24 protein-coding genes are annotated in these 22,264 nt (G+C 57.9%); 9 read left to right on the top strand and 15 right to left on the bottom strand.

Annotated elements, in window-relative coordinates; genetic code table 11:
• Window positions 1-17: 17 nt before the first annotated feature.
• Window positions 18-902 (bottom strand): EamA family transporter, encoded by an 885-nt coding sequence (locus FE795_RS02355; RefSeq protein WP_003803963.1) that lies wholly within the window; start codon window positions 900-902, stop codon window positions 18-20.
• A 166-nt stretch (window positions 903-1,068) separates the two neighbouring features.
• On the opposite strand from FE795_RS02355, the gene FE795_RS02350 reads away from it, so the two are divergent.
• Window positions 1,069-1,380, top strand: a complete 312-nt coding sequence (locus FE795_RS02350) for a monooxygenase (protein ID WP_131071260.1) — start codon at window positions 1,069-1,071, stop codon at window positions 1,378-1,380.
• 64 nt (window positions 1,381-1,444) lie between these two features.
• On the opposite strand, the gene FE795_RS02345 is transcribed toward FE795_RS02350, so the two are convergent.
• On the bottom strand, window positions 1,445-1,987 hold the full coding sequence (locus tag FE795_RS02345; RefSeq protein WP_131071259.1) for a carboxymuconolactone decarboxylase family protein: 543 nt from the start codon (window positions 1,985-1,987) through the stop codon (window positions 1,445-1,447).
• A gap of 131 nt (window positions 1,988-2,118) precedes the next feature.
• On the opposite strand from FE795_RS02345, the gene FE795_RS02340 reads away from it, so the two are divergent.
• Window positions 2,119-2,973: an AraC family transcriptional regulator gene (locus FE795_RS02340; RefSeq protein ID WP_131071258.1), complete on the top strand. Its 855-nt coding sequence runs from the start codon at window positions 2,119-2,121 to the stop codon at window positions 2,971-2,973.
• Here the strand turns inward: FE795_RS02340 and FE795_RS02335 are convergent.
• A complete protein-coding gene (locus FE795_RS02335; protein ID WP_003803971.1) occupies window positions 2,965-3,858 on the bottom strand; it encodes a LysR substrate-binding domain-containing protein in 894 nt (297 codons plus the stop codon). The two genes, FE795_RS02340 and FE795_RS02335, sit on opposite strands and share 9 nt — an antisense overlap.
• Window positions 3,859-4,014: 156 nt before the next feature.
• Here FE795_RS02335 and FE795_RS02330 point away from each other — a divergent pair, with 156 nt between their 5' ends.
• From FE795_RS02330 to FE795_RS02300, 7 genes are all read left to right on the top strand, one after another.
• The gene (locus FE795_RS02330) at window positions 4,015-5,007 is read left to right on the top strand and encodes a Bug family tripartite tricarboxylate transporter substrate binding protein (protein ID WP_131071257.1); all 993 of its coding nucleotides are present in this window, start codon (window positions 4,015-4,017) and stop codon (window positions 5,005-5,007) included.
• 15 nt (window positions 5,008-5,022) lie between these two features.
• On the top strand, window positions 5,023-6,198 hold the full coding sequence (locus tag FE795_RS02325) for an amidase (RefSeq protein WP_131071256.1): 1,176 nt from the start codon (window positions 5,023-5,025) through the stop codon (window positions 6,196-6,198).
• Window positions 6,199-6,460: 262 nt separating this feature from the next.
• Entirely contained in the window at window positions 6,461-7,774 is a 1,314-nt protein-coding gene (locus FE795_RS02320) for a ferredoxin reductase family protein (protein WP_131071255.1), read from the top strand.
• A 78-nt stretch (window positions 7,775-7,852) separates the two neighbouring features.
• Window positions 7,853-8,233 carry an RNA-binding S4 domain-containing protein gene (locus FE795_RS02315; RefSeq protein WP_219235589.1) on the top strand — a complete coding sequence of 127 codons (381 nt, stop codon included), beginning with the start codon at window positions 7,853-7,855 and terminating at the stop codon, window positions 8,231-8,233.
• A 300-nt stretch (window positions 8,234-8,533) separates the two neighbouring features.
• A complete protein-coding gene (locus tag FE795_RS02310) occupies window positions 8,534-9,688 on the top strand; it encodes a mandelate racemase/muconate lactonizing enzyme family protein (protein WP_131071254.1) in 1,155 nt (384 codons plus the stop codon).
• A 30-nt stretch (window positions 9,689-9,718) separates the two neighbouring features.
• Window positions 9,719-10,693: a Bug family tripartite tricarboxylate transporter substrate binding protein gene (locus FE795_RS02305; RefSeq protein ID WP_003803983.1), complete on the top strand. Its 975-nt coding sequence runs from the start codon at window positions 9,719-9,721 to the stop codon at window positions 10,691-10,693.
• A 104-nt stretch (window positions 10,694-10,797) separates the two neighbouring features.
• On the top strand, window positions 10,798-11,439 hold the full coding sequence (locus tag FE795_RS02300; RefSeq protein ID WP_039943889.1) for an HD domain-containing protein: 642 nt from the start codon (window positions 10,798-10,800) through the stop codon (window positions 11,437-11,439).
• Between the two features lie 24 nt (window positions 11,440-11,463).
• On the opposite strand, the gene FE795_RS02295 is transcribed toward FE795_RS02300, so the two are convergent.
• From FE795_RS02295 to FE795_RS02240, 12 genes are all read right to left on the bottom strand, one after another.
• Window positions 11,464-11,838: a nucleotide pyrophosphohydrolase gene (locus FE795_RS02295; RefSeq protein WP_219235587.1), complete on the bottom strand. Its 375-nt coding sequence runs from the start codon at window positions 11,836-11,838 to the stop codon at window positions 11,464-11,466.
• A 71-nt stretch (window positions 11,839-11,909) separates the two neighbouring features.
• The gene (locus tag FE795_RS02290; RefSeq protein ID WP_003803990.1) at window positions 11,910-12,371 is read right to left on the bottom strand and encodes a YaiI/YqxD family protein; all 462 of its coding nucleotides are present in this window, start codon (window positions 12,369-12,371) and stop codon (window positions 11,910-11,912) included.
• Window positions 12,372-12,374: 3 nt separating this feature from the next.
• Complete coding sequence (locus FE795_RS02285; protein WP_219235585.1) at window positions 12,375-12,641, bottom strand: hypothetical protein; 267 nt, start codon at window positions 12,639-12,641, stop codon at window positions 12,375-12,377.
• 311 nt (window positions 12,642-12,952) lie between these two features.
• Window positions 12,953-13,234, bottom strand: a complete 282-nt coding sequence (locus FE795_RS02280; protein ID WP_003803993.1) for a peptidylprolyl isomerase — start codon at window positions 13,232-13,234, stop codon at window positions 12,953-12,955.
• Window positions 13,235-13,334: 100 nt separating this feature from the next.
• Window positions 13,335-14,036, bottom strand: a complete 702-nt coding sequence (locus tag FE795_RS02275; RefSeq protein WP_059318540.1) for a TerC family protein — start codon at window positions 14,034-14,036, stop codon at window positions 13,335-13,337.
• A gap of 382 nt (window positions 14,037-14,418) precedes the next feature.
• Window positions 14,419-15,228: a phosphodiesterase gene (locus FE795_RS02270; protein ID WP_131071253.1), complete on the bottom strand. Its 810-nt coding sequence runs from the start codon at window positions 15,226-15,228 to the stop codon at window positions 14,419-14,421.
• Window positions 15,229-15,237: 9 nt separating this feature from the next.
• On the bottom strand, window positions 15,238-16,080 hold the full coding sequence (locus tag FE795_RS02265; RefSeq protein ID WP_059318538.1) for a carbohydrate ABC transporter permease: 843 nt from the start codon (window positions 16,078-16,080) through the stop codon (window positions 15,238-15,240).
• Window positions 16,080-16,970, bottom strand: a complete 891-nt coding sequence (locus FE795_RS02260; protein ID WP_003804001.1) for a carbohydrate ABC transporter permease — start codon at window positions 16,968-16,970, stop codon at window positions 16,080-16,082. Before FE795_RS02260 ends, FE795_RS02265 begins: the two co-directional genes overlap by 1 nt.
• 12 nt (window positions 16,971-16,982) lie before the next feature.
• The gene (locus tag FE795_RS02255; RefSeq protein WP_003804003.1) at window positions 16,983-18,245 is read right to left on the bottom strand and encodes an ABC transporter substrate-binding protein; all 1,263 of its coding nucleotides are present in this window, start codon (window positions 18,243-18,245) and stop codon (window positions 16,983-16,985) included.
• A 19-nt stretch (window positions 18,246-18,264) separates the two neighbouring features.
• On the bottom strand, window positions 18,265-19,359 hold the full coding sequence (locus tag FE795_RS02250) for an ABC transporter ATP-binding protein (protein WP_131071252.1): 1,095 nt from the start codon (window positions 19,357-19,359) through the stop codon (window positions 18,265-18,267).
• Window positions 19,356-20,126: a DeoR/GlpR family DNA-binding transcription regulator gene (locus FE795_RS02245; RefSeq protein WP_131071251.1), complete on the bottom strand. Its 771-nt coding sequence runs from the start codon at window positions 20,124-20,126 to the stop codon at window positions 19,356-19,358. Before FE795_RS02245 ends, FE795_RS02250 begins: the two co-directional genes overlap by 4 nt.
• 170 nt (window positions 20,127-20,296) lie before the next feature.
• Window positions 20,297-22,159 carry an amidohydrolase gene (locus FE795_RS02240; RefSeq protein WP_219235583.1) on the bottom strand — a complete coding sequence of 621 codons (1,863 nt, stop codon included), beginning with the start codon at window positions 22,157-22,159 and terminating at the stop codon, window positions 20,297-20,299.
• Between the last annotated feature and the right edge of the window lie 105 nt (window positions 22,160-22,264).

Here is a 22,264-nt window from a genome sequence, read left to right as displayed (position 1 = left end):
ATATTTCAAGAGAGTAATCAGGCAGACGGTCCGGCAGTCAGGGCGATCACCCCGGCGATCATGACGGCACAGCCCAGCAAACTCCAGGCATTGGCTTTCTCGCGCAGGACCACCATGCCCAGCAGCGTGCCCGCCATCATGGACATTTCACGAGCTGGTGCCACCATGGACAGGGGGGCTCCCAGGCGCAGCGCCTGCAAAACCAGTATGTAAGACAGGGGCGAGAGCAGGCCCACGGCTGCCGCCAGCTTCCAATAAGGCTTCAGTTTGATAAAGCCTTCCCGTCCACGCTTGGCAATGAAGGGGGCCAGCATGCCCAGACGTAGCACATTGCTGAACCAGTCCAACAAGAACGGCGAGATCAGTAATACTTTGACGCCGTAGGCATCCACCACGGTATAGGCCGCAATCAAAATCCCCGTCTGCATGCCCCAGCGCACGCCGGTTAGCGCAGCGGGGTTGAAGAAACGCCGCAAATGACCTTGCGTGGCAATCAGCAAGATTCCCATCACCACCAGCAAGATACCAAGCACCCCCACAGGCCGTACCGGCTCACCGAGCAGAATGAAGGCGCCCACGGAAGAGAGCATGGGACCGGTGCCGCGTGCAATCGGATAGACCACCGACAAATCCGCCACCTGGTAGCCTTTTTGCAGACTCAGGCTATAGCCCATATGCAGCAACGCGCTTAACACCAGACAAGTCACGGTCTCGGTGGTCCAAGGCATATTGCCTTCGGTAAACACCACCCACAACATGATGGGAAAATAAAACAGGATGGCAAAAAAGGAGTACGCAAATACAAAATGGGCTCCTGCCATCGCCGCTCGTTTGGAGAGCAGATTCCAGCCCGCATGAATGAACGCAGCACACACCACCAACAACACAGCGGTCCAGGACATGAGGGCTTCCACCGGCAAATCGCAAAACAAAAACTATACGCCCCCTTCAGGGGCGAGGCCAGCCAATCACGCCGCTTTCAACGTCCCATGACAAATAAGAGACAATACGGGAGCATTTCATCATCAGGGTATGATGATCGTCACGTATTTTGATTTGGAGCCGACCATGAGCACCTTGCTGTATGTTGATTTTCCCTACTCCGGCCCCTGGGGCGAGGACATGGCCATCGCCATGAAAGAACTGGCGCAATCCATTTCGCAGGAACCGGGATTGATCTGGAAACTCTGGACGGAAAATCAGGAGCAGTCCAAGGCTGGCGGGGTGTATTTGTTCAGTGACAAGGCAAGCGCACAGGCCTATCTGGACATGCACAGCAAGCGGCTCAACAGCGTTGGTATCACCGGCATCGACGCCCGCTTTTTTGATGTAAATCCGGCACTGAGCGAAATTAACGCCGGCCCGTTGTCCGGCAACTAGCGCCGGCCGTACCGACGCAGTAAAACCCGCCTGCCTCTCCAGCAAGCGGGTCATCAAACCTTGTTTAAGCCGTCAGCTCAACCGCGTTGAAATCGACCGGAACATCCAGCGCATTGTTGATGTAATTGGTGAACAGATTCAAGGCCGTGACACCGACCAGCTCCACCACCTCACCCTCGGAAAAACCTGCGTCGCGCACGGCTTGCACATCCGCCGCCGACACTTGACCCCGCTGATCGACCAGCTTGAGCACAAACTTCAGGGCGGCCGCCGTGCGTGGATCATCAGACTGACCACGTTGGGCCTGGGCCAGAGTCTCCGAGCTCAAACCAGCATTGGCACCGAGCACATTGTGGGCAGCCAGGCAATACTCGCAACGATTGCGGTCAGCAATAGCCACTGCCAGTTGCTCGCCCAGTTTTGCACCCAGCTTGCCACCCGCAAAAGCACCGAAAGACCCCCACATGCTGCGCAAAGCGGCGGGCGAGTTGGACACCATTCGGAACATGGCAGGCACATTGCCGCCAAAAGCCTTTTGAATTTCCTGCAAAGCAGGTTGGCTGGCGGCGGGAGCTTGAGCAACATCAGGCAACGTAAGACGGGACATGGTGATCTCCTGGTGAAGTAGGCCCTGAGGGCCAAAATGAATCTGACAGGGATAGTATCTCGCCAGAATCAAGATCATTGGATAAGATTAGTCCCGACAACTTATCTTTTCATCCAGAAAGGGATGATTTCATGAATCTGGATCGCCTCTCTCTTTTGCTGGAACAATTCCGTGTCCGGGCCCATTTGTTTTACAACGGCTCCTTATGCGGCATGACCCGCTTTGCGGCTCAGCCCGGGCGGGCCTTTTTGCACATCCTCAGACGGGGTCAGCTGGGGGTGCGTCACGATCCGCGCGATCCAGTGCCGGAAATCCTGACGATTGATCGTCCCAGCCTGCTGTTCTATCCACGTCCGCTGGACCATACTTTCTACGATATGCCCGAGGAGGGCTCGGACTTTACCTGCGCCACCCTGGATTTTGACGGTGGTGAACATCACCCGCTGGCCCGGTCGCTGCCGGACCTGATCATTGTTCCCCTGGAGGAGGCGGCAGGTCTGGAGCAAGCATTGAGCCTGTTATTTGCAGAAACAGAATCAGTACGTTGCGGCCATCGTTTGCTGGCCGATCGTCTGTTTGAAATCGTGCTCTTGCAACTGCTGCGCTGGTTGTTTGACCATCCCGACCGCTGCGATATTCCCGTGGGCCTGTTCCGGGGGCTGTCCCATCCTCCCGTCGCCCGCGCCTTGCTGGCCATCCAGGCCGACCCGGGACGAGACTGGACTGTGCAATCGCTGGCTGAACAAGCCAAGCTCTCGCGCAGCACGTTTGCCGTCCAGTTCAAGCAGTGGGTGGGTGACACGCCGGCCGACTATCTGGCCCAATGGCGTCTGTCGCTGGCCTGCCAGCGCTTGACCCAGGGCCAGTCCGCCAAACGCATCGCACTGGATCTGGGCTACGCCAATCCCTCGGCCCTGTCACGCCTGTTTCGACAGCGCACCGGTCAATCCATGCGCCAATGGCTGGCTGCCCGCCAGTCAGACTGAACGATCCTGTTCCAGCACCGCAAGAAAATTCTGGAGCGCGGGATTGGTATTGTCGGAAATGTAGGCGCTCATCAGCTCGGCCGCAATATCGGCAGCATCGAGCAAGGGCAGATACACCAGCGTATCCGTGCGCAGCCGAGCCAGGGAGGCCGGCACGATAGCCGGTGCGATCCCCGCCTCCACCATAATCAACACCGTGGGCACCATGCTCTCCTGGACAAAGCGCGGCAGGCAGCCCGAACGCTGCAGCAAACGTTGTTGAAGCAGATGGAAGTAGCGCGATTGCTGACGTGAATAGGCCACCATTTCGTAAGAAAACGCCTGATGTAGCGTCAGCCCCTGGCTATGTTCCTGCGCACGGGGATCATCGCGTCTGAGCACGAACATCATGGGTTCGGACTCCACCAATTGCGGATTCAGATCGGGCACCGCAAAAGAGGGGCGGATCAACGCCACATCCACCCGGCGCTCATACAAGGCGGCAGGCATGTCACTGGAGTTCATCTCGTAAACCTGCATATCCACCTGCGGGAAGTCCTGACGAAACCGGTACAAATGCCGTGATACGCCCGCATAGGCACTGCTGGGCGTCAGGGCGATACGCAACATACCGGTTTCCCCGCGGTGAACCTGCTGCACCGCTTGCAAAGTCTGCTCCATCTCATTGCCGATAAGGCGCAGGCGGCGCTGCAGCTCCGCGCCGGCCGCAGTCAGTTGCACCGTGCGCGTCGTGCGGATGAACAAGGTGGCCCCGACCTGCTCCTCCAGCCTGCGTATGGCCTGACTCAAGGGAGGCTGGGTCATGAACAGACGCTGTGCCGCACGACCAAAGTGCAACTCTTCGGCCAGAACCAAAAACATTTCACTTAATTTGGAGTCCAGCATATACCCACCAATTAGGTTTTTAAAAAGATTAATAATGACTATTTTTAATATTAGACAACATAATAAGCTCTCTCTACTATCCGTTCTGACTTCTATCAAAAAAACAGGGCCATACTGCACGCCACGGCGAATCTTGGCCCATTGCAGGAGATGAACATGACGGTATTCAAGCATCGTGCCTCATTGCTGGGCGGCCTACTCACACTGACTTTGCTGGGTTCCGGCTCGGCACTGGCCGACGCCCCCTACCCTTCGCAAGCCATTACTTTTGTTGTGCCTTATGCGGCCGGCGGCAGCTCGGACACCCGTTCGCGGATGCTGGCTCAGAAAATGAGCGACAGTCTGGGCGTGACGATTGTGGTGGAGAACAAGCCTGGCGCCAGCGGCAATATCGGCACCAGCATGATTGCCCGTGCCAAGCCCAACGGATACACCATCGGTCTGGGCAACTTTGGTCCAATGTCCGTGAACAAAGCCCTGTACGGCAGCAACCTGCCCTTTGATCCCGAACAGGATCTGCAGCCCGTCGCCCTGATTGAGCGTGGCGCCATGGCTTTGGGTGTAAACAGCAACTCGCCCTACCAGTCGTTGGCCGACCTGGTGAACGACGGCAAGAAGAACCCACAAAAACTGGACTATGCCTCGACCGGAGCGGGCGGCGCCTCGCACCTGCTGACCGAGCAGTTCAAAGCCACGTCGGGTTTTGACGCGGTACACGTTCCTTACCGCGGTGGCGCACCGGCATCCAACGATCTGCTGGCCGGCAATATCTCCTTCTACCTGGAATTGGCCAGCCTGTTCTTGCCGCACATGCAAATCGACAATCCACGTTTGCGCATTCTGGGTGTGACCTCTGAAGAGCGTGTCAAGGCCATGCCTGATGTTCCCACCTTCAAAGAGCAAGGCGTGGATCTGGTCGCCTCCAACTGGTTTGGCGTGATTGCTCCCGCAGGCATTCCAGCCGATGTGCTGGAAAAACTGAATAAAGCCGTCAACGATGCACTGCAAGACCCCGAGTACCGCAAGATTGTGGAATCCCAGGGCGCAGAAGTGGTGGGCGGCACGCCTGCAGAGTTCTCTGCTTTCATCAAGGAAGAAGCAAAGCGCTGGACGGCACTGATCAAGGCACAAAACATCTCGATTCAGTAATTGCGACCCTGCGCTATGACTGCCCATCCCTCTCCTCTCGCTGTGCAGGACCAGTCCATTCAGGCCTGGTCCTGGCTGGCGGACCCGCTTACCTGTATCAGCACCCACCCCGAGGGCCCCTTGGCGGGCCTGAGCTTCGGCGTCAAGGACGTGCTGGATGTGCAAGGCATGCCCACGCGTTACGGGGCCCATTTCCCCGACGCGCTGCCCGCGCAGCATGATGCGGCCTGTGTGGCCGTGCTGCGCCGGGCCGGTGCCATTCCAGTCGGCAAGACCGTGACGGCAGAGTTTGCCTATGCGGCGCCCGGCCCGACCCGTAACCCGCTGAATCTGGAGCACACTCCCGGTGGCTCCTCCAGTGGGTCTGCGGCTGCCGTGGCCGCGGGCATGGTCGATTTCGCTTTGGGAACCCAAACGGGCGGCTCCATGATGCGCCCTGCTGCCTTTACCGGCATTGTCGGCTTCAAACCTAGTTTTGGTGCCATTCATCGCAGCGGTCTTTTCCTGCTATGCGACAGTCTGGACACCATCGGCTACTTCAGCCGCGACTTGTCCGTATTGCGCCGTGTGGCGACGGTTCTGCAAGGTTTGCCCGATGTTAAGGTGCCCACCTGTCCCCGCATCGGCGTGCTGGATGGCAAAGATCTGGGCCCAATTACCCCCGCTGCCCTTGCTGCTCTGGAGCAAGGTTGCCTGCACCTGGAACAACAAGGTGCCCAACTGGAGCGTCTGCCCGCGGACCCGCAACTGAAAGAGCTGCTGATCCTGCAAGGCCAGATCATGGCTTACGAAATGGCCCGCAGCCTGCTGCCCGTCTGGCAAGCCAGCCCCAATGCCTTGCGACCCATTACCGTGCAAGCGATCAAGCAAGGCCTGGAATTGCCCCCGGCGGACTACCACGCCTGGCAGGCACGCCGTCGCCAGCTCCAGACAGAATGGCAGGACCGATATGCTCATTTCGATGCCTTGCTAACTCCGGCGGCCCCTGGCCCCGCGCCCTATGGGCTGGACAGCACAGGCTCCTCGATTCTGAACCGCCCGTGGTCCTTGTTAGGCTGGCCGACCTTAAGCCTGCCCGCGCCCGCTCAGGACTCCCCGCTGCCCCTGGGACTGCAACTGATCGGACAAGCCCATCAGGACGCGGCCTTGCTGGATCTGGCCGTACTGCTCAGCCCTGAACAGGCCCGCTGAAAAACGCCCTGCCAGGCGGTGTCCCTCCGAAACCGCCCCCGGCAGGGTCAACACGATAAACAGCAACCAGAATCATTAACAAATACTTTAAATAAAAACTATTTAGAGGTATTTTGAGTTTTCTCAATTCACGCCTGAATACAAACACCCCAGACCACCACGCTACCTACTAAGATGGGCAGATGTCCCCGGTGCGCTGCGTCGGTACTTTTGCATGGTGCGACTTGCCAGCTCCCGGCCCACCCATCATTCGGAAAAGGCCATGCGTCGCCCTCTATTTCTGCTGCTCTCCACCTTCTTTCTGATCTGGGCTGTACAAGCCTTGTGGCTCTCTCCCTCGCCCCCAGGCGACACGCTGTGGGTAATCCGGCAGGAAGGCATGCTGCTCACCGGCATTCTGGCGCTGGGCACCATGACGGCCATTATGGTCCTGGCCTTACGCCCCCGTCGCCTGGAACCGTGGCTCGGTGGCATGGACAAAGCCTACAAGCTACACAAGTACCTGGGCATCCTGGCGATTTTGCTCAGCCTGGCGCATTGGCTAAGCAAACAATCCAAAGACCTGATAGCCGCCGCCATCGGCACCAGCGGCAAATTGGCCAAAGTGCCCGTCCCCGAATGGGTCAGCCTCTTCAAGCCCTATGCCAAGACGCTGGGGGAATGGACGTTCTACGCGCTGATTGTGATGTTGATCATTACCCTGGCGCACCGCACGATTTCCTATAAAAAATGGTACAGCCTGCATCGGCTAATGCCGGTTGCCTATCTGATTCTGGTCTTTCATGGCGTAGTCTTGACCCCACCTGCCTACTGGAGCGGGATAGGTGGCTGGCTGCTGGCCGTCAGCCTGGTGATCGGAACAGTAGCCGCCAGCATTCAGCTGTTACGCAATCTCAGTTCGGCTTACCCGTACACCGGTACCGTCATTTCCTGTACCCCGCAAGGCGATGTCCTAGAAGTGCAATGCCGCATGGATCAATCCTGGCCGGGTCATCAGGCGGGCCAGTTTGCCTTCCTGCGTTTGAAAGGCGAAACCGAGTCTCATCCCTTCACCCTGTCCGACGCGGATCAGGATGACCAGATTGTGCGTTTTCACATCAAGCAACTGGGCGACTGGACGCGCCGCCTGCCAGAGCGCCTGCATATCGGACAGAACATCGAGCTGGATGGCCCGTATGGCCGTTTCACTCAACCGGGCCGCGACGACAAGGGGGTTTATATCTGGGTCGGCGCAGGAGTGGGAGCGACCCCCTTTCTGTCCTGGTTAAGCCAGGAGCATGAGGAGGGCCATGCTCCTTACGCCTATCTGCAATATGCCTGTCAGCACAGTTCCGACCCACTCGCCCAGGCCTTGAGCAACGCCGCCAAAGAGCACCCGGATGTCAAGCTGGATATTTATGCCGATGGCCGCCGCTGGAGTCCCCAAGAGGTGGTGCAGCACTATCAGGCGGGCAGACCATTACATATCTGGTTCTGTGGCCCTGCCGGGATGGGCAAGCAGCTGCAGCGGGAGCTCAAGCGTGCCTTGCCCGCTAAGTCCTGGACCTTGCATAAGGAACACTTTCAGTTCCGCTAGAACCGGGCTGGCCACCAGCAAGCTCGTCACACCGGGTTCCGCCTTTCACGGGGGCCCGGCCTGGATTTACAATACGGCATGGACAAATTACGACTGGACAAATGGCTCTGGGCGGCGCGCTTTTACAAAACGCGCAGCCTGGCCAGTGAAGAGATCACTAAAGGACGGGTTTTGCTCAATCAGCAAAGCACCAAGCCGGCCCGCGAGGTATCGGTAGGGGATCTGATCACCCTGCGCAAGGAAACGCCAGCCATGGAAGTTCACGTTCAAGCCTTGAGTGGGGTACGTGGCCCCGCTCCCGTGGCGCGCACTCTCTATCAAGAAACCGAGCAAAGCAGTGCACGACGCGCGCAGGCCGCGGAACAGCGCCGTCTGGCGCCTGAGCCTGCCATGGATTTTGACGCGGGACGCCCGACTAAAAAAGATCGTCGTCAGATGCAGCTACTGCGCGGTAAATAAGCCACTCACTGCTCATACATCCCGAGAGTTCACCGGCCCTGCCAGGCCTTGCCTGGCAGGGCCTTTTGCATGCACAAGGGCCAAGAGCGCCTAGCGGCGTACATCACCACTCTCCTGCATCTTTTTCCCGCCGCATGCGCCGCTCTTCGCCCCTGAACCCGCCCTTTTGATATATCAGAAATGGCTTTTATATATCAATAAAATCAAGGGTTTACACCATTGCCCACCTATTCTCCAAAACGCTATAAACCTAAAACAATTACATGCAAACGCATTTAAAAAATGTGAGGAGAACGGAGAATGAGAATCACGGCAGTACGCGCAATTCCCTTGAACGTACCTTTTCAGTTCCATAGCGCGGGCATCAAAAAACCCAGCAATCTGGCCATCTGTCATGTGGAAATCGAAACGGATGAAGGCATTACCGGTTATGGCCTGAGTGCCATTACCGAAGAGCACCCCGTGGCCAGCACCATCAACGACATCCTGGCCAGTGATTTGGTCGGACAAGACCCCTTGAACACGGAGCGTCTGTGGGATCGCATGTACTGGAACGTATGCCCTCGCGGCCAGACCGGCTATGCCATGCATGCGATCTCTGCATTGGACATTGCCTTGTGGGATATCAAGGGCAAGGCCCTGGGTTTGCCTGTCTGGAAACTGCTGGGTGGCGCCCGTGAGAAAGTGCCCGCTTATGCCACGTTTGGCTTTGCCTTCCTGAACGAGGAGGAACTGGTCAAGGTCGCCCAGGACTGCGTCAACCAAGGCTTCAAAGGCTTGAAGATGGTCGTGGGCCATCACGGCCTGCAACGCCGAGATGAACCACGCCCCTTAGCCGAGCTGATTCGTCAGGACATGCGCCGCATGAGCCTGGTACGAGAATCCATTCCTGCCGAGATGCCCTTGTATATCGATGGCAACTGTAGTCTGGACTATGTGCACGCCAAGACCATTGCGCGCCACGCCCGTGACCTGGATGTAGGTTTCTTTGAAGAACCCATCACACAAAATGACACCGGGCGTATGCGTGAACTGCGCCAGAGCACGGGCATCACTGTGGCGGCCGGCCAGAACGAAGGCCAGGCCTATCGGTTCCGCGATCTGCTGATGCAGCAGGCGGTGGACATTGTGCAGCCTAACGTACTGATATCCGGCGGTTTTACCCAGTCCCGCAAGATCTTTGCCCTGGCTGAAAGCTTTAATGCTTCGGTAGCCAATGGCGGGGCATTCCCCTCCCACAACGGTCACTTGCACTGCGGCTTGCTCAATGGCGGTGATGTGGAATGGCATCTGGCCGCCAGCGCCATGATGGCCGAGATCTACACCGGCCTGCCCCAGCCCGAACAAGGCTGGCTACACATGCCAGACGCCCCCGGGCTGGGTCTGAGTCCCCGGCAAGATCAGATCGACAAGCTGCGCAGCAACCCTGGCAGCCTGGGCTCCGGCAAAGGCTGAAACCACCGACTACCGAGGAGGTAAAAAAACATGAAACCCTGGTCCCGTGTTGTACTTGCCCTCAGTTTTATCGTCGCTGCCGCACCCCAAAGCTGGGCAGCTCCCCCCGCCTGGGCCGAGCGCCCGGTGCGCTTGATCGTCCCTTCTGCCGCAGGTGGTTCGGGCGACACCCTGGCTCGCCCTCTGGCCGAAGCACTGGGTAATGAAATCGGTCAAACCGTTGTCGTAGAAAATAAAGGTGGTGTCGGTGGTGTGCTGGGTGCCAGCATGGTCGCCAACTCCAGCCCCGCAGACAATCAGCTCTTGTTTGGTGCCGTGCATCACATGATTGCGCCTGCCGTGTTGAAGAACTTCCCCTACGACACCCGCAAAGACTTGAAAGCGGTCACCTTGATTGCTGCCATGCCCAACGTGCTGGTGGTCAATGCCAACTCGCCCTACAAGAGCGTGGATGACCTCTTGGCTGCGGCCAAGCAAGGCGCAGGCGTGAACTATGGCACGAGCGGCGTGGCCACGATGCTGCATTTGATGGCGGGCAAGCTGGAGAAACGCTCTGGCACCACCATGACTGCCGTGCATTACAAAGGCAGCGGCCCGGCCGTCATGGCGCTGATCAGTGGCGATCAGGTGGACTTCATGTTCGAGACCATGCCTTCGGCTGTCGCACAGATCCGCAATGGCCGCTTGCGCGCTCTGGCCGTCTCCAGCCCGGAGCGCGCGGCTGCCCTGCCTGATGTGCCGACGCTCAAAGAACTGGGTATGGATGAGATCACCGCCCAGACCTGGTATGGCATCTTCATGCAGGGTGACGTGCCTGATGCCACGGTACAAGCCGTCGCGGACAGCATTCATCGAGCCTTGGACACTGAGAAGATCAAGGAGATCTGGCAAGGCAACGGGGCCACCCTGCTTACCAATAGCCCTGCCGAGTTCACACAATATGTGGATCAGGAACTGAACTATTGGGCCGATGCTGTCAGTGATCTGGGCCTGAGCGACTTTTAAATCGCTGGCCTCAGGCCAGAAAGGAGCTGCCTGGTGCAGCTCCTTTTCTTTGTCCTGGACTGCTTCGCGGTATGCTGTGTGCCTGACGATTGCAGACCATGACCATGACCCGTCCTTTTCATCCCTTTGAGGCGCTTGCCACTCAACTCCTGCCCCATAGCAGCACCAGCCATAACGATGGCTCTCACGACCAGTCACACCTGCAGCGTGTCTGGAAGAATGTCTGTGCGATTCAGGAAAAAGAAGGTGGGGATCTGCGGATTTTGCTGGCAGCAACGGTGCTGCACGACTGCGTTGCGGTAGAAAAGAACTCGCCGCTGCGTTCGCGCGCTTCCACCCTGTCAGCGGAACAGGCACAACACATTCTGGCCAAGATAGGCTGGTCCGGGCAGGACTGCGAGGCCGTGGGCAAGGTTATCCAAAGCCACAGCTTTTCAGCCAACATTAGGCCGGTCAGCCTGGAGGCCCGCATTTTGCAGGACGCCGACCGGCTGGATGCCATTGGTGCCTTAGGGATAGCTCGCTGCTTCTATACCGCCGGGCGCATGGGCTCGGGCCTGTATGATCCCTGCGACCCGCAGGCACAACACCGCCCCCTGGATGACAAGCGCTACGCGCTGGACCACTTTGCGGCCAAGCTGTTGAAACTGGCTGAAGGCTTTCAGACTAAACGAGGACAGGAAATCGCCCGCGAAAGACACGAGCGGATGGAGCAGTTTGTGCAGGATCTGCTGAGGGAGCTGTAAGGCAGCGCGTTTGCCGCGACGTTCTTACAGTTCCGTATATTTCTTGTTCGTCCCGCGCACCTTGTCGGCGGGATACTTCTGCGCATTTTTCGCCAGTTTGCAGGTGACCGCGTCGTTCATGTCCACGCCCAACACGAACGCCAGACGGCTCAAATAGATCTGCACATCCGCCAGTTCGTCACGCACGGCTTCGGCAGTTTTCGGGTCCCTAGCCACCTCGTGCGATTGCGCCTCTGTCAGCCATTGGAAAATTTCGATCAGTTCGCCCACTTCATTGGTCAAGGCCATGGCCAGGTTTTTAGGGCTGTGAAACTGGTCCCACTCACGCTCGCGCGCAAACTGGGCGACGGCCTCATTCAGACCGGATAAATTCATCAAAGGACGGTTTGAGTCTGTCATTGCGTACTTCACTTAAAAAAATTCAATCCGACCACAGACTCACACAAAGGTGGCCGCCAAGGCAAGTCTGCTCATCGTCGGGCTGCGCTATTCAGACTCATCATCAGACGATCCAGCGCATTGGCAAACTCGCGCCGGTCAGCCTGGCTGAAGGGCGCCGGACCGCCTATGTCCACGCCGGTGCTGCGCAGCTCTTCCATCATGTCGCGCATGGCCAGACGCTCGCCTATGCTATTGACATCCAAACGCTCACCTCTGGGGGTCAGGACCAGAGCCCGACGTTCCAGAACCTGCGCCGCTAACGGGATATCGGCGGTAATCACCAGATCTCCCACACTGGCGTGCTGAACAATATAGTCATCCGCCACATCAAAGCCACGCGCCACCTGCACGGCCCGCAGCCAGGGTGAAGGGGGAGTGCGCAGCATCTGGTTGGCCACCAGGATCACATGGCGACTCCAGCGCTGCCCGGCGCGATACAAAATTTCTTTGATGACGACCGGACAAGCGTCTGCATCTACCCAGATCTGCATAAATTACAGGTCCAAGGCTTGGGCCAGTAGGCGATCAATGACCTCATTGGTCGAGACACCTTGCTCGGTAGCGCGAGCGCGCACGGCATCAATAACAGGCTGCGTCAGCTTAATGGGAAAGGACACCAGGCCAGCAGCCTGATCCAGACGACGTTGTTCGCGCCGATCGGCCACGGCGGAATCAGCTGCAAAGCGTTGTGGCGTGCCCGCCTTTTTTACATTTCCCAGCAATTTGACGGCGCTGAGTTTTTCCATATCGGTGCGTTTCATGGGATTTCTTTATAAGAATGGGCTGAATTGCTCGAAACAAGCGAGCAAGGCGTGGGCAAGGCCCCACGAGCCGGCATGGCTGGCATACTGCGCAGCTTGTGGATAAATGTCCAGACTTTTTATGTATATGTCTGGCAAATACCAGCATGAAGCCACTCCAGAGCCAGGCCTATTGAACAAGAGCCTACTGACATCGCCGTCGCGAAAAGACGGGATTGCGCTTGCCAAAACAGTTCAAGCCCTGCCCAGCATGCACAGGCGCAGCAGGCGCAAAAAAACCCGCCGAAGCGGGTTTTTCTGGCCTGATCGTATCAGTCCTGACGTGCAGTCACTTCTACCAGATGGTAGCCGAACTGGGTCTTGACGGGGCCTTGCACAACGCCCACGGGGGCGCTGAACACAACCTGATCGAACTCGGGCACCATTTGGCCACGACCAAAAGTTCCCAGCTCACCGCCCATGCGGGCCGATGGGCAGCTGGAATTGTCCTTGGCCACCTGAGCGAAGTCAGAACCACCTTCGATAGCGGCTTTCAGTTCATTCGCTTTCTCTTCGGTGCTGACCAGAATGTGGCGTGCGGAGGCTTGTGCCATGGTGTACTCCTTTTTTAGAAAATCGTTTGAGCTTAACCCAGAACCATGCCGGAAGCGAAGTCTCCGGCATGGCTTTATACGGGCTGTTTCAATTTCAGACTCAGGCAGCCTGCTTGCGCTTGTAGGCCGCAATACCGTGACCCAACGCGACAATCAGCAAGGCACCAGCCACTTCCGCAGCCAGCTTGATGGTGGTGCTAGGCTCGCCGAAGTACTCGATGTATTTAACGTCCGTCACCAGCATGCCGCCGGCAATCCAGCCCAGCAACGCGGCGCCCAGCGTTACCACAATGGGGAAACGGTCGATCAGCTTCAGAACCAGTGTGCTGCCCCAGATAATGATGGGCACGCTCACCACCAGACCAAAGACCACCAGACCAATCTGATGATCCGGGTCCGCCGTCTGAGCGGCACCCGCAATCGCGATCACGTTATCCAGACTCATCACAAAGTCCGCGATAATAATGGTCTTGATGGCCTTCCACAAGGTTGCCCCCCCTTCCACATTGCCGTGACCATCTTCCTCGGGGATCAGCAGCTTGACGCCAATCCAGACCAGCAACAAGGCACCCACCACTTTCAGGAATGGAACGGACAGCAAGGTCAGAGCAAACGCGATCAGGACAACGCGCAGACCAATCGCCCCTGCCGTTCCCCACAAAATACCTTTTACGCGCTGCTGTGCAGGCAAGTTGCGACATGCCAGGGCAATCACCACAGCATTATCGCCCCCCAGCAATATATCGATCAGGATGATCTGAAATACCGCCGCCCAACTCATTGTCTGCAAAAATTCAATCATTTATAAGACCGCCTTTTCATATTGTTTAATTGAAACCCGACGACCATCTTGCATGACTGTACAACGAGAAAATGACCGCTGTTGTACAAAACAAAAATGGCCTGATCCATTAAGGACACAGGCCATCTTTTTTGAGGATGCACCTTGCCCATGAATGGCAAGGTCTCGCTTGCAACCCTAAGGCTGCCCGGGCACCGGGAATCGGTGAAAAACACAAATTGCCGTGATGACGATGCGCCGGAAAGTAAGCTACTCCCCCTGATAGTTCGCAAGTATAGCGATCTTGTGGCAAACAACAAAGCGTTTCGCCGAACATGGCGGTTTTTCAGTACACGTTCGAAGACCGCGTTGCATGCCAACCTCAAAATCGACCGCCCCGCATTTACAGACACTTCAACGCGTTCAGGTCTCCCGTGTACGGAAAGCGCAGCTCTTCGTAAGCAAAGGGCTGAAAATGCACGGTCAGACCGTCTGCATTGGGCAGGATCACCGCGTAGCTGGCCGGTTCAAAAGTGGACGTTGCCGCTCCCTCGCGCTCCAGATCCAGTTCATGCTGATGGTTGGTGCCACTGACCGTTACAAAGTGCAGACCGTTCCACACGCCGCTGGCACAGCGATGCACATGACCGGAAAACAAATGTACGGGTGCTGGGTGCGCCTTCAACGCAGGCAGTAGCTCCAGGGCATTGCTCAAACGCAGCCAATCCATGGAGGGATACTGCAAGGCGGGCAAAGGATGGTGCGAGAACAGCATCACCGGCCCGTTATGCGAGGCCAGTTCCTGCTGCAACCACTGCAAACGCCGCGCGCACAGATAACCGTTGGTGTAGCTGTCCTCCAAGGTATCCAGATAAATCAGACGCCAATCGCCCCTGGTTTCGGCATATTGCACAAACCCGGGCAAATCGGTCCTGGCGTCTGGAAATACCCGCTGAAACGCACTGCGGCTATCGTGATTGCCCATCAACAAGCGCACGGGCGGAATCAAGTCTAGCAAGCCTTCACGCAGGCGCTCGTACGCGCGTGGGTGACCGGCATGGGTCAGATCGCCCGTCAGCACGCACAGATCCGCATCGGCATGATGGCGATTAATGTGCTGCACACAGTGACGCAAGCGATCCAGAGGGTCCGAACCAAACAACAGGCCATCGGGCGGGGTAATGTGCAAATCCGAAAACTGGATAATCTTCATCAGAATTCCTTAACGAATGCCGGCGCGCAAAAAAGCCTGCATGAACTGCTTTTGAAACAGCAGAAAGCCCAGCAATAGCGGCAGGATCGTCATGATGGTAGCGGCGCTGATCAGGGAAATGCTGACACCACTTTCAGGCGCGCCAAACAGGGACAAGCCCACAGTCAAAGGCCGTGTGTGATCCGAGCTGCTGATCACCAATGGCCATAAAAAATTGTTCCAGTGCGTTGACACCGACACCAGGGCATAAGCCAGGTAAACAGGCTTGACCAAGGGTACATACACACGCCACAACACCCCCAGACGGCTACAGCCCTCCAGACGCGCCGCCTCTTCCAGCTCACGCGGCACCTGCTTGAAGGCCTGACGCAGCAGGAATACCCCAAACGCACTGGCCATATAAGGCACACCCATGCCCCATACCGTATCGGTCCAGCCCAGCCAGGCCACCATGCGGTAATTTTCCACAATCAGCACTTCGGGCAAAATGAACAATTGCAACAGCAGCAGCATGAACAGAAACTGGCTGCCAAAGAAACGAAAGCGGGCAAAGGCGTAGGCAGCCAGCGTACACAGAACAAACTGACCGATCAGAATCGTCAGCACCAACGCGGTCGTATTGAAGATGTAGCGCAGCCAGGGCGCACGATCCCAGGCCGCGGCAAAGTTATCAAAGGTCCAACCTGCGCTCCAGTCAAAACGCAAGGCCGCTGACGGGTCACGAAAAGCAGCCCAGCACGCGTAGAGCAAAGGCGCGATCCACAGCAGGGCCAAAACGTGCGCTCCTACCGTATCCAGTGAGGGCAAACGCAGCGGGCGGCTGGGGGCAGTCAAAACAGTGTCCATGTTCATCACTGGTAGTGCACGCGTCGTTCGGCGTAGCGGAATTGAAAAATAGCGACGGCGCCCAGCCCCAACAAGAGCACCACCGTCAGTACGGCAGCCGCGGGCGTATCCATGTAAGCAAAAGCCGTTTCCCAGATCCAGTACAACATCAGCTTGGAAGCGTTATTGGGGCCGCCCTTGGTCAGGATAAAGAGGTGGTCAACCAGTTTGACCGAGTTGATCAATGCATTGATCAGAATGAATAAGGTGGTGGGAGCCAGCAAGGGCAGCAGTACACGGCGCCCATATTGCCAGCGGCTTGCGCCTTCCAGACGGGCAGCATCACGCAGTTCGGGCGGGATGGTTTGCAAGGCGGCCAGATAAAAAATCATGAAAAATCCGGCCTCTTTCCAGATGGTCACCACCATGACTGCGCCCAGGGCAGTTTGAGGCTGACCTAACCAATTGGTGGCCCCGGCGCCAAACAGCTTGGCAATCTGATCCAGCAAACCCAGATCCGGCGTGTAAAAAAACAGCCAGAGGTTCGCGGCGGCGATCATGGGCAACATGGTGGGCGTGAAGTAAGCGCAGCGCACCCAGGCACGCATGCTCATGGCCCGGTTGGCCCACAAGGCCATCAGCAAGGCCAGTGCCATGGACACCGGAATCACAATGGCGGCGTACCAAAGATTATTCTTCAGAACCAGCCAGAAAGTCGGGTCAGCCAGCATGGCATCGTAGTTGTCCATGCCCACAAACTGGGCCGGACGACGAGCCGTGCCTTTACTTAACAGGCTGGACCAAAACGTGTGCAGCGCCGGGATAAAGGCAAACACGCTTAGCAGCACAAACAGCGGCGTCAGCAAGAGGTAGGCAAATACCCACTCTTTACGCAGCACACGCAATGGTTCAGCCATTCCTGCACCTGCTTAGTTGAAAGGACGCAGCAAGCGATCCGCGGCGGCCTGGGCCTCATCCAGGGCGGCTTGAGGCGTCTTGGCATTGGTCAGCACGGCCTGCACGGCGTTGGACAACAATTCACGCACACGCGCTGTTTCGTACGTGGCAAACTCGGGCGAGGCCACGGCCAGTTGATCACGCGCTACCACGGCCTGTGGAAAGGTCTTGGCGTAGTCAAGCAGCGCCTGTGTTTCGTAGGCAGCAGGGCTGACACCCACATAGCCCGTGGCCATGGACCACTTGGCGGCACGCTCGGGGGCCGTCATCCAGCGCACGAAATCCAATGCGGCTTTTTTCTGCTCGTCATTAGCGCCCTTGAACAGGTAGAAGTTGCCACCGCCGGTAGGAGAAGCCGCTTTTTCCTTGGCGGGCAGCATGGCCACGCCAAAGTCGAACTTCGCTTCGTTCTTGACGGCCGTCAGGTTGCCCGTGGTGTGCCACATCATGGCGGTCTTGCCCTGCACGAAGGCCTGGCGCAAGGTACCCCATTCAATCGTGCCCGCGGGGCTGACCTTGTGCTTGTAGGCCAGATCGTGGAAGAACTGCAGCGCTTGCACCGACTTGGGATCATTGAAGTAGACCTGCGTACCTTCTTCATTCATCAACTGACGGCCGTTTTGCAAGGCCATGGCCTGGAACATCCAGTAGGGATAGCCCGTCGATGGAATCATCAAGCCGTGATGCTTGTCATTAGTCAGTTTCTGGGCAGTTTGCACCAGCTCGTCCCACGTCTTGGGAGCTTGATCGGGGTTCAGACCCGCTTCGCGGAACATATCCTTGTTGTAGAACATGACGATGGTCGAACGCTGAAAGGGAATGCCCCAGACCTTGCCCTCCAAGGTGCCGTTAGCCATCAACGCAGGGTAAAAGCTCTTGAGCCAGTCCTGGCTGGGGGCATCCTGAGCCACATCGCTAAAAGCCTCGACCAGGCCCTGCTCCACCAGATCATGCGTATCCAGTGCGCCCAGCACAGAAAGCTGCACCGGCTCGCCCGCACGCAGGGCCGACAAGGCACGCACCCGCGTTTCATCGTAGTTGCCGGAATAGACGGCCTTCACGGTCACTTCCGGGTTCTGGGCCTGATAGTCCTTGATCATTCCATCGACCACCTCGGTCAGCGGACCACCCACGGCAATCGGGTAATACATGGTCAATTCCACCGCGCTGTGGGCACTGGTGCCCAGGCCCATCAATAAAGCGCTGGAAGTGGCAAGCAGACAATTCTTCAACATGAGTAGACTCGCAGTACGTTTAGGGAACAACAGCAAAAGAAGCAGCGGTCAGCGCATCGGCAGACGGTGTCGGCAGGCGAGCGCCGCTGTCGTGATTAAAGTAAAAAGCGTCAGCGGGATGCCAGCTCAGACCACAACGTGTACCCGCCTCGAAACGGTGGCTGTGCGGGGCACGCACGATCAAGGTATGCCCATCATCAAGTCGCACGTACACATAAGCATCTGCCCCCTGAAATTCCTGATGCACCACGGTGGCCGCCACAAACTGCTCGCCCGCCTCGTGCAGGTTCAGGTTTTCGGGGCGCACGCCCACCAGTACACGATGCGGCTGGTCGTACTGCCGACGTGAAGGCCACAGTCCCAGGGGCACTTGGTCACTGTGAATCATCATCATGGGCGGGCTGCCGATGAAACTGGCGGTAAAGACACTCATAGGCTGGCCATACAGGTCCTGGGCACGGCCCTGCTGTTCAATACGCCCGGCATTGAGCAACACCACGTGATCCGCCATCCCCATCGCCTCGGTCTGGTCGTGAGTGACATAGACCACTGTCAGTCCGAGACGCTGTTGCAGGGAGCGAATTTCGTGGCGCACGGTGTGACGCAGCTTGGCGTCCAGATTCGACAAGGGCTCGTCCATCAAGCAAATGCGATGCCCTGAGACAATGCTGCGCGCCAGGGCCACCCGCTGTCGCTGCCCTCCCGAGAGCTGGCCGGGTCTGCGCTCTTGCAGCCCTTCCAGATTGGTCAGGGCCAAGGCCTCGCGCAGACGCTCTTGTTGCTGCCGGCGGTCCGCACGGCGCACCTGCAAGCCGAACAAGATGTTGTCGGCCACATTTAAATGGGGAAACAGGGCGTAGGACTGGAACACCATGCTCAAGCCGCGCTTGGCGGGTTCCATATGGGTGGCATCGTGCCCATTAATCAGCAAACGGCCCTGATCGGGCGCTTCCAGCCCGGCAATAATGCGCAGCAAGGTCGATTTGCCACAGCCCGATGGGCCCAGCAAGGCCGTGAATTTTCCTTCCTGAATGGTCAGATCCATCTGCTTGAGCACAGCCTGCTCGCCCCAGGATTTGACTATGCCCTGCAACTCGATCGCGCTGCGGCTCATACCTGCACCTCATCCGCAATCACAAGCTGAACACGCGCAGGAATCTGATCGCGGTAAGGTTCGGGAATGGGCTGATCGCTGACCAGAATATCCACATCGTCCAAGGAGCCGCTGCGCACCGGGGCGCGCCGACCGAACTTGGTATGGTCCAGCACCAGAATCCGCACCCGGCAATTGCCCCGCAGCGCCTTGTGGCAGTCGGACTCGGCCATATCAAAGTCCAGCAAGGCACCATCCGAATCAAAGCCCCCAACCCCGGACACCCCGAAGTCTGCCTTGAAGCTGTTGAACAGCCGTTCGGCACCGGGGCCCAGAATTTCAGGATTGGGTTGTCGCAGCTCGCCCCCCGTCAGCACCACGCGATGGCTCATATTGTGCGACAGGGCCAAGGCGGCACTGATGTTGTTGGTCACCACCGTAAGATCTCGGTGATCTGCCAACGCCAAGGCAACTTGTTCGGGAGTGGTGCCAAAACCCAGCAGCAGGCTGGCACCGGCAGGGATCAGCTTGGCAACGGCTCGACCAATACGGGCCTTGGCTTGCAAGTGGGTAATGCGGCGCGTTTGAAAAGGCGCATTGCGCTCGACCACGTTCAGCTCGGCGCCGCCATGACGACGACGCACCAGATCGGCCTCATACAGGTGGTTCAGGTCGCGCCGTATCGTCTGGGGCGTCACCCCGAAATACGCGGCCAGGCCATCAACGGACACCGCCCCCTGGGCGGCGAGCAAATCCACAATAATGCTTTGCCTGACGGATAGGTTCATAACACGGCATACAGGTTTCGTTTGAATACCTGGCAGTGTAGGAACGCGACATGACGACTCAGTGACGCTCAGATGAAAGTTTTATGACGCCGACATGTTCATATGAACATGTCGGCGCTCAATCCAGACAGCATTCGCGCCGGCCGCCTGGTGTCAGTGACGGACTGGCCTTACTCAAAACCTCGCAACAGAGCCCCCATCAGCAACTCAGGCCCATGCGCGTGCTCTGCAGCGCCTGTTTCAGATGCCTGGTGTTGCCACTCATTCAGAAAACGGGAAAGCATCTGCCCAGTCTGCGCCTGGCTGAGTTGCTCGGTCTCCGATGCATCGTCCTGTTCATAAATGAGCTTGCCTCGCTTGATGGTCTGAACCACGCGCAAGCTGGCCAATTGCTCGGGATCGACCGCTGTCGGATCTTGCGACAGGACAACAAAGTCCGCCAGTTTGCCCGGCTCAATCGACCCTTTTTCCTTCTCCTCAAAATGCTGGAAAGCCGGCCAGATCGTCATTGCCTTCAGGGCCGTCATGACATCTACCCTCTGATCCGGCCCCAAAATATCGCCCGATCGGGTGCGACGCGTGACGGTCGCCGACAACACCCGCATGGAATCCGGGAAGGCCACGGGCGCATCGTGGTGGGTTGAAAACATCAAGCCATGCTCACGCACCCAGCCAGTGGGAGAAATATTGTCGGCATTGACCGGCCCCACCGTACGGTCACGGTGCCAGTCTCCCCAATAAAAGGTGTGCATGGGGAACAAGGACGGAAAGACATCCAGGTCTGCTATGGACACTATCTGGTCCCGGCGCAGAAACTGCCCGTGAATCAAGACGGCCCGCCGATCCCGGGGACCATACTTTTCACGTGCTGTTTTAATCGCAGCCAACAGCAGATCCGAGGCGGCCTCCCCATTCGCGTGAGTCAGCAGCTGTATATCGTTCTTGAAGGCCCAGTCCACCGAATCAAACACCTGGTCGGGCGTGACCGCTGCGTACCCCCGGTAATCGGCGCGGTAACCTGCTGGTGGCTTGTAATAGGGGCGGTCGCGATAGGCCGTAAACCCCTGAGGGGAGCCATCAATCGTGAGCTTGGCACCGGCCACCCGAAAACCATCGGTGTAGCGCCGCGATACATGACGCGCGATAAAGTCCCGGTCCTGGAGCACATCGACGTAGGCAGCGACATCAATATCGATCTTGCCCGCCGACGCCGCGGCCTGCATCAAAGGCACCGTATCGGACGTGGCCCGCCCTTCCTGTCCGGTCGTGTAGCCGTAACGCTTTAACAGATCGGTCCCGGCCACAAACAGGGCCTGAACCTGCTCGGGTGTGAGTTTGCCCATCTGGCTGGCCACGCTTGAAAAAAAGGCCATCTCTTCGAGCACCCCATTGGGTTGGGTGCTACCCTCTTCCCGCCGAATGACACCGCCTGCCGGATCCGGGGTCTGGGCGGAAATGCCCGCCATCTCCAGCGCCTTGCTGTTGAGCACGCCAATGTGGCTGGACTGATGAATGATGATGATCGGCACGGACTCGGACACTGCATCCAATTCCTGTCGCGTGGGGTGGCGCTGCTCTGCCAGTTGGGCGTCGTCATACCCAAAGCCCAGGATCAAGCCCACCTGCCTGGTTTTACCTTGCTCATCCAGCCATTGCCGGAGCGTCTCCTGCAAACTGGCGATGTCTTTGACCGCCCCATCCGGGGGCGATAGCAGATTGGCGGACATGGCCTGCACACCAATCATGAAGGCGTGGCTGTGCGCATCCACAAACCCCGGCAGCAAAGCCTTGCCCTGCAGGTCGATCACAGAGGTGTTTGGACCTTTATAGGCTTGCATCGCCTGCAAGGTACCCACATCCAGAATCCGCCCCTCCTTGACCGCGACCGCTTCGGCAGCAGTCTGGCTGTCACTCATCGTCAAGACCGGCCCGCCCATCCAGATCTGATCGGCCGTTTCCGCTGTCCAGGCCGAGCCAGCCATCACCAGACTGCCCGCCAGCACAGACACTTTCAGAATGTTTTTGAACCACATATGCTCCCCTTTCTGCTCAGAAAAAAGTGGCCAACTCGTTTACTGTGCCACAAGGAGACCGGCTCTGTCCTGCTGTCTGTATCGGTTTGCTGGCCATGCTGCCGC

The organism is Alcaligenes ammonioxydans, assembly GCF_019343455.1.
In the GTDB taxonomy this organism is placed as follows: Bacteria; Pseudomonadota; Gammaproteobacteria; order Burkholderiales; family Burkholderiaceae_B; genus Alcaligenes; species Alcaligenes ammonioxydans.
Note: the sequence above shows the minus strand (reverse complement) of the source record. Positions and strands in the feature narration are given on the sequence as shown.

What these genes read in the sequence shown, in the direction of transcription:
- FE795_RS02305 (WP_003803983.1), top strand. Translation starts at nt 9,719, where the DNA reads ATGAAACCCTGGTCCCGTGTTGTACTTGCCCTCAGTTTTATCGTCGCT.
- FE795_RS02340 (WP_131071258.1), top strand. Translation starts at nt 2,119, where the DNA reads ATGAATCTGGATCGCCTCTCTCTTTTGCTGGAACAATTCCGTGTCCGG.
- FE795_RS02240 (WP_219235583.1), bottom strand. Translation starts at nt 22,159, where the DNA reads ATGTGGTTCAAAAACATTCTGAAAGTGTCTGTGCTGGCGGGCAGTCTG.
- FE795_RS02260 (WP_003804001.1), bottom strand. Translation starts at nt 16,970, where the DNA reads ATGGCTGAACCATTGCGTGTGCTGCGTAAAGAGTGGGTATTTGCCTAC.
- FE795_RS02320 (WP_131071255.1), top strand. Translation starts at nt 6,461, where the DNA reads ATGCGTCGCCCTCTATTTCTGCTGCTCTCCACCTTCTTTCTGATCTGG.
- FE795_RS02310 (WP_131071254.1), top strand. Translation starts at nt 8,534, where the DNA reads ATGAGAATCACGGCAGTACGCGCAATTCCCTTGAACGTACCTTTTCAG.
- FE795_RS02255 (WP_003804003.1), bottom strand. Translation starts at nt 18,245, where the DNA reads ATGTTGAAGAATTGTCTGCTTGCCACTTCCAGCGCTTTATTGATGGGC.
- FE795_RS02345 (WP_131071259.1), bottom strand. Translation starts at nt 1,987, where the DNA reads ATGTCCCGTCTTACGTTGCCTGATGTTGCTCAAGCTCCCGCCGCCAGC.
- FE795_RS02290 (WP_003803990.1), bottom strand. Translation starts at nt 12,371, where the DNA reads ATGCAGATCTGGGTAGATGCAGACGCTTGTCCGGTCGTCATCAAAGAA.
- FE795_RS02275 (WP_059318540.1), bottom strand. Translation starts at nt 14,036, where the DNA reads ATGATTGAATTTTTGCAGACAATGAGTTGGGCGGCGGTATTTCAGATC.
- FE795_RS02325 (WP_131071256.1), top strand. Translation starts at nt 5,023, where the DNA reads ATGACTGCCCATCCCTCTCCTCTCGCTGTGCAGGACCAGTCCATTCAG.
- FE795_RS02350 (WP_131071260.1), top strand. Translation starts at nt 1,069, where the DNA reads ATGAGCACCTTGCTGTATGTTGATTTTCCCTACTCCGGCCCCTGGGGC.
- FE795_RS02285 (WP_219235585.1), bottom strand. Translation starts at nt 12,641, where the DNA reads ATGAAACGCACCGATATGGAAAAACTCAGCGCCGTCAAATTGCTGGGA.
- FE795_RS02315 (WP_219235589.1), top strand. Translation starts at nt 7,853, where the DNA reads ATGGACAAATTACGACTGGACAAATGGCTCTGGGCGGCGCGCTTTTAC.
- FE795_RS02330 (WP_131071257.1), top strand. Translation starts at nt 4,015, where the DNA reads ATGACGGTATTCAAGCATCGTGCCTCATTGCTGGGCGGCCTACTCACA.
- FE795_RS02300 (WP_039943889.1), top strand. Translation starts at nt 10,798, where the DNA reads ATGACCCGTCCTTTTCATCCCTTTGAGGCGCTTGCCACTCAACTCCTG.
- FE795_RS02245 (WP_131071251.1), bottom strand. Translation starts at nt 20,126, where the DNA reads ATGAACCTATCCGTCAGGCAAAGCATTATTGTGGATTTGCTCGCCGCC.
- FE795_RS02250 (WP_131071252.1), bottom strand. Translation starts at nt 19,359, where the DNA reads ATGAGCCGCAGCGCGATCGAGTTGCAGGGCATAGTCAAATCCTGGGGC.
- FE795_RS02335 (WP_003803971.1), bottom strand. Translation starts at nt 3,858, where the DNA reads ATGCTGGACTCCAAATTAAGTGAAATGTTTTTGGTTCTGGCCGAAGAG.
- FE795_RS02265 (WP_059318538.1), bottom strand. Translation starts at nt 16,080, where the DNA reads ATGAACATGGACACTGTTTTGACTGCCCCCAGCCGCCCGCTGCGTTTG.
- FE795_RS02355 (WP_003803963.1), bottom strand. Translation starts at nt 902, where the DNA reads ATGTCCTGGACCGCTGTGTTGTTGGTGGTGTGTGCTGCGTTCATTCAT.
- FE795_RS02280 (WP_003803993.1), bottom strand. Translation starts at nt 13,234, where the DNA reads ATGGCACAAGCCTCCGCACGCCACATTCTGGTCAGCACCGAAGAGAAA.
- FE795_RS02295 (WP_219235587.1), bottom strand. Translation starts at nt 11,838, where the DNA reads ATGACAGACTCAAACCGTCCTTTGATGAATTTATCCGGTCTGAATGAG.
- FE795_RS02270 (WP_131071253.1), bottom strand. Translation starts at nt 15,228, where the DNA reads ATGAAGATTATCCAGTTTTCGGATTTGCACATTACCCCGCCCGATGGC.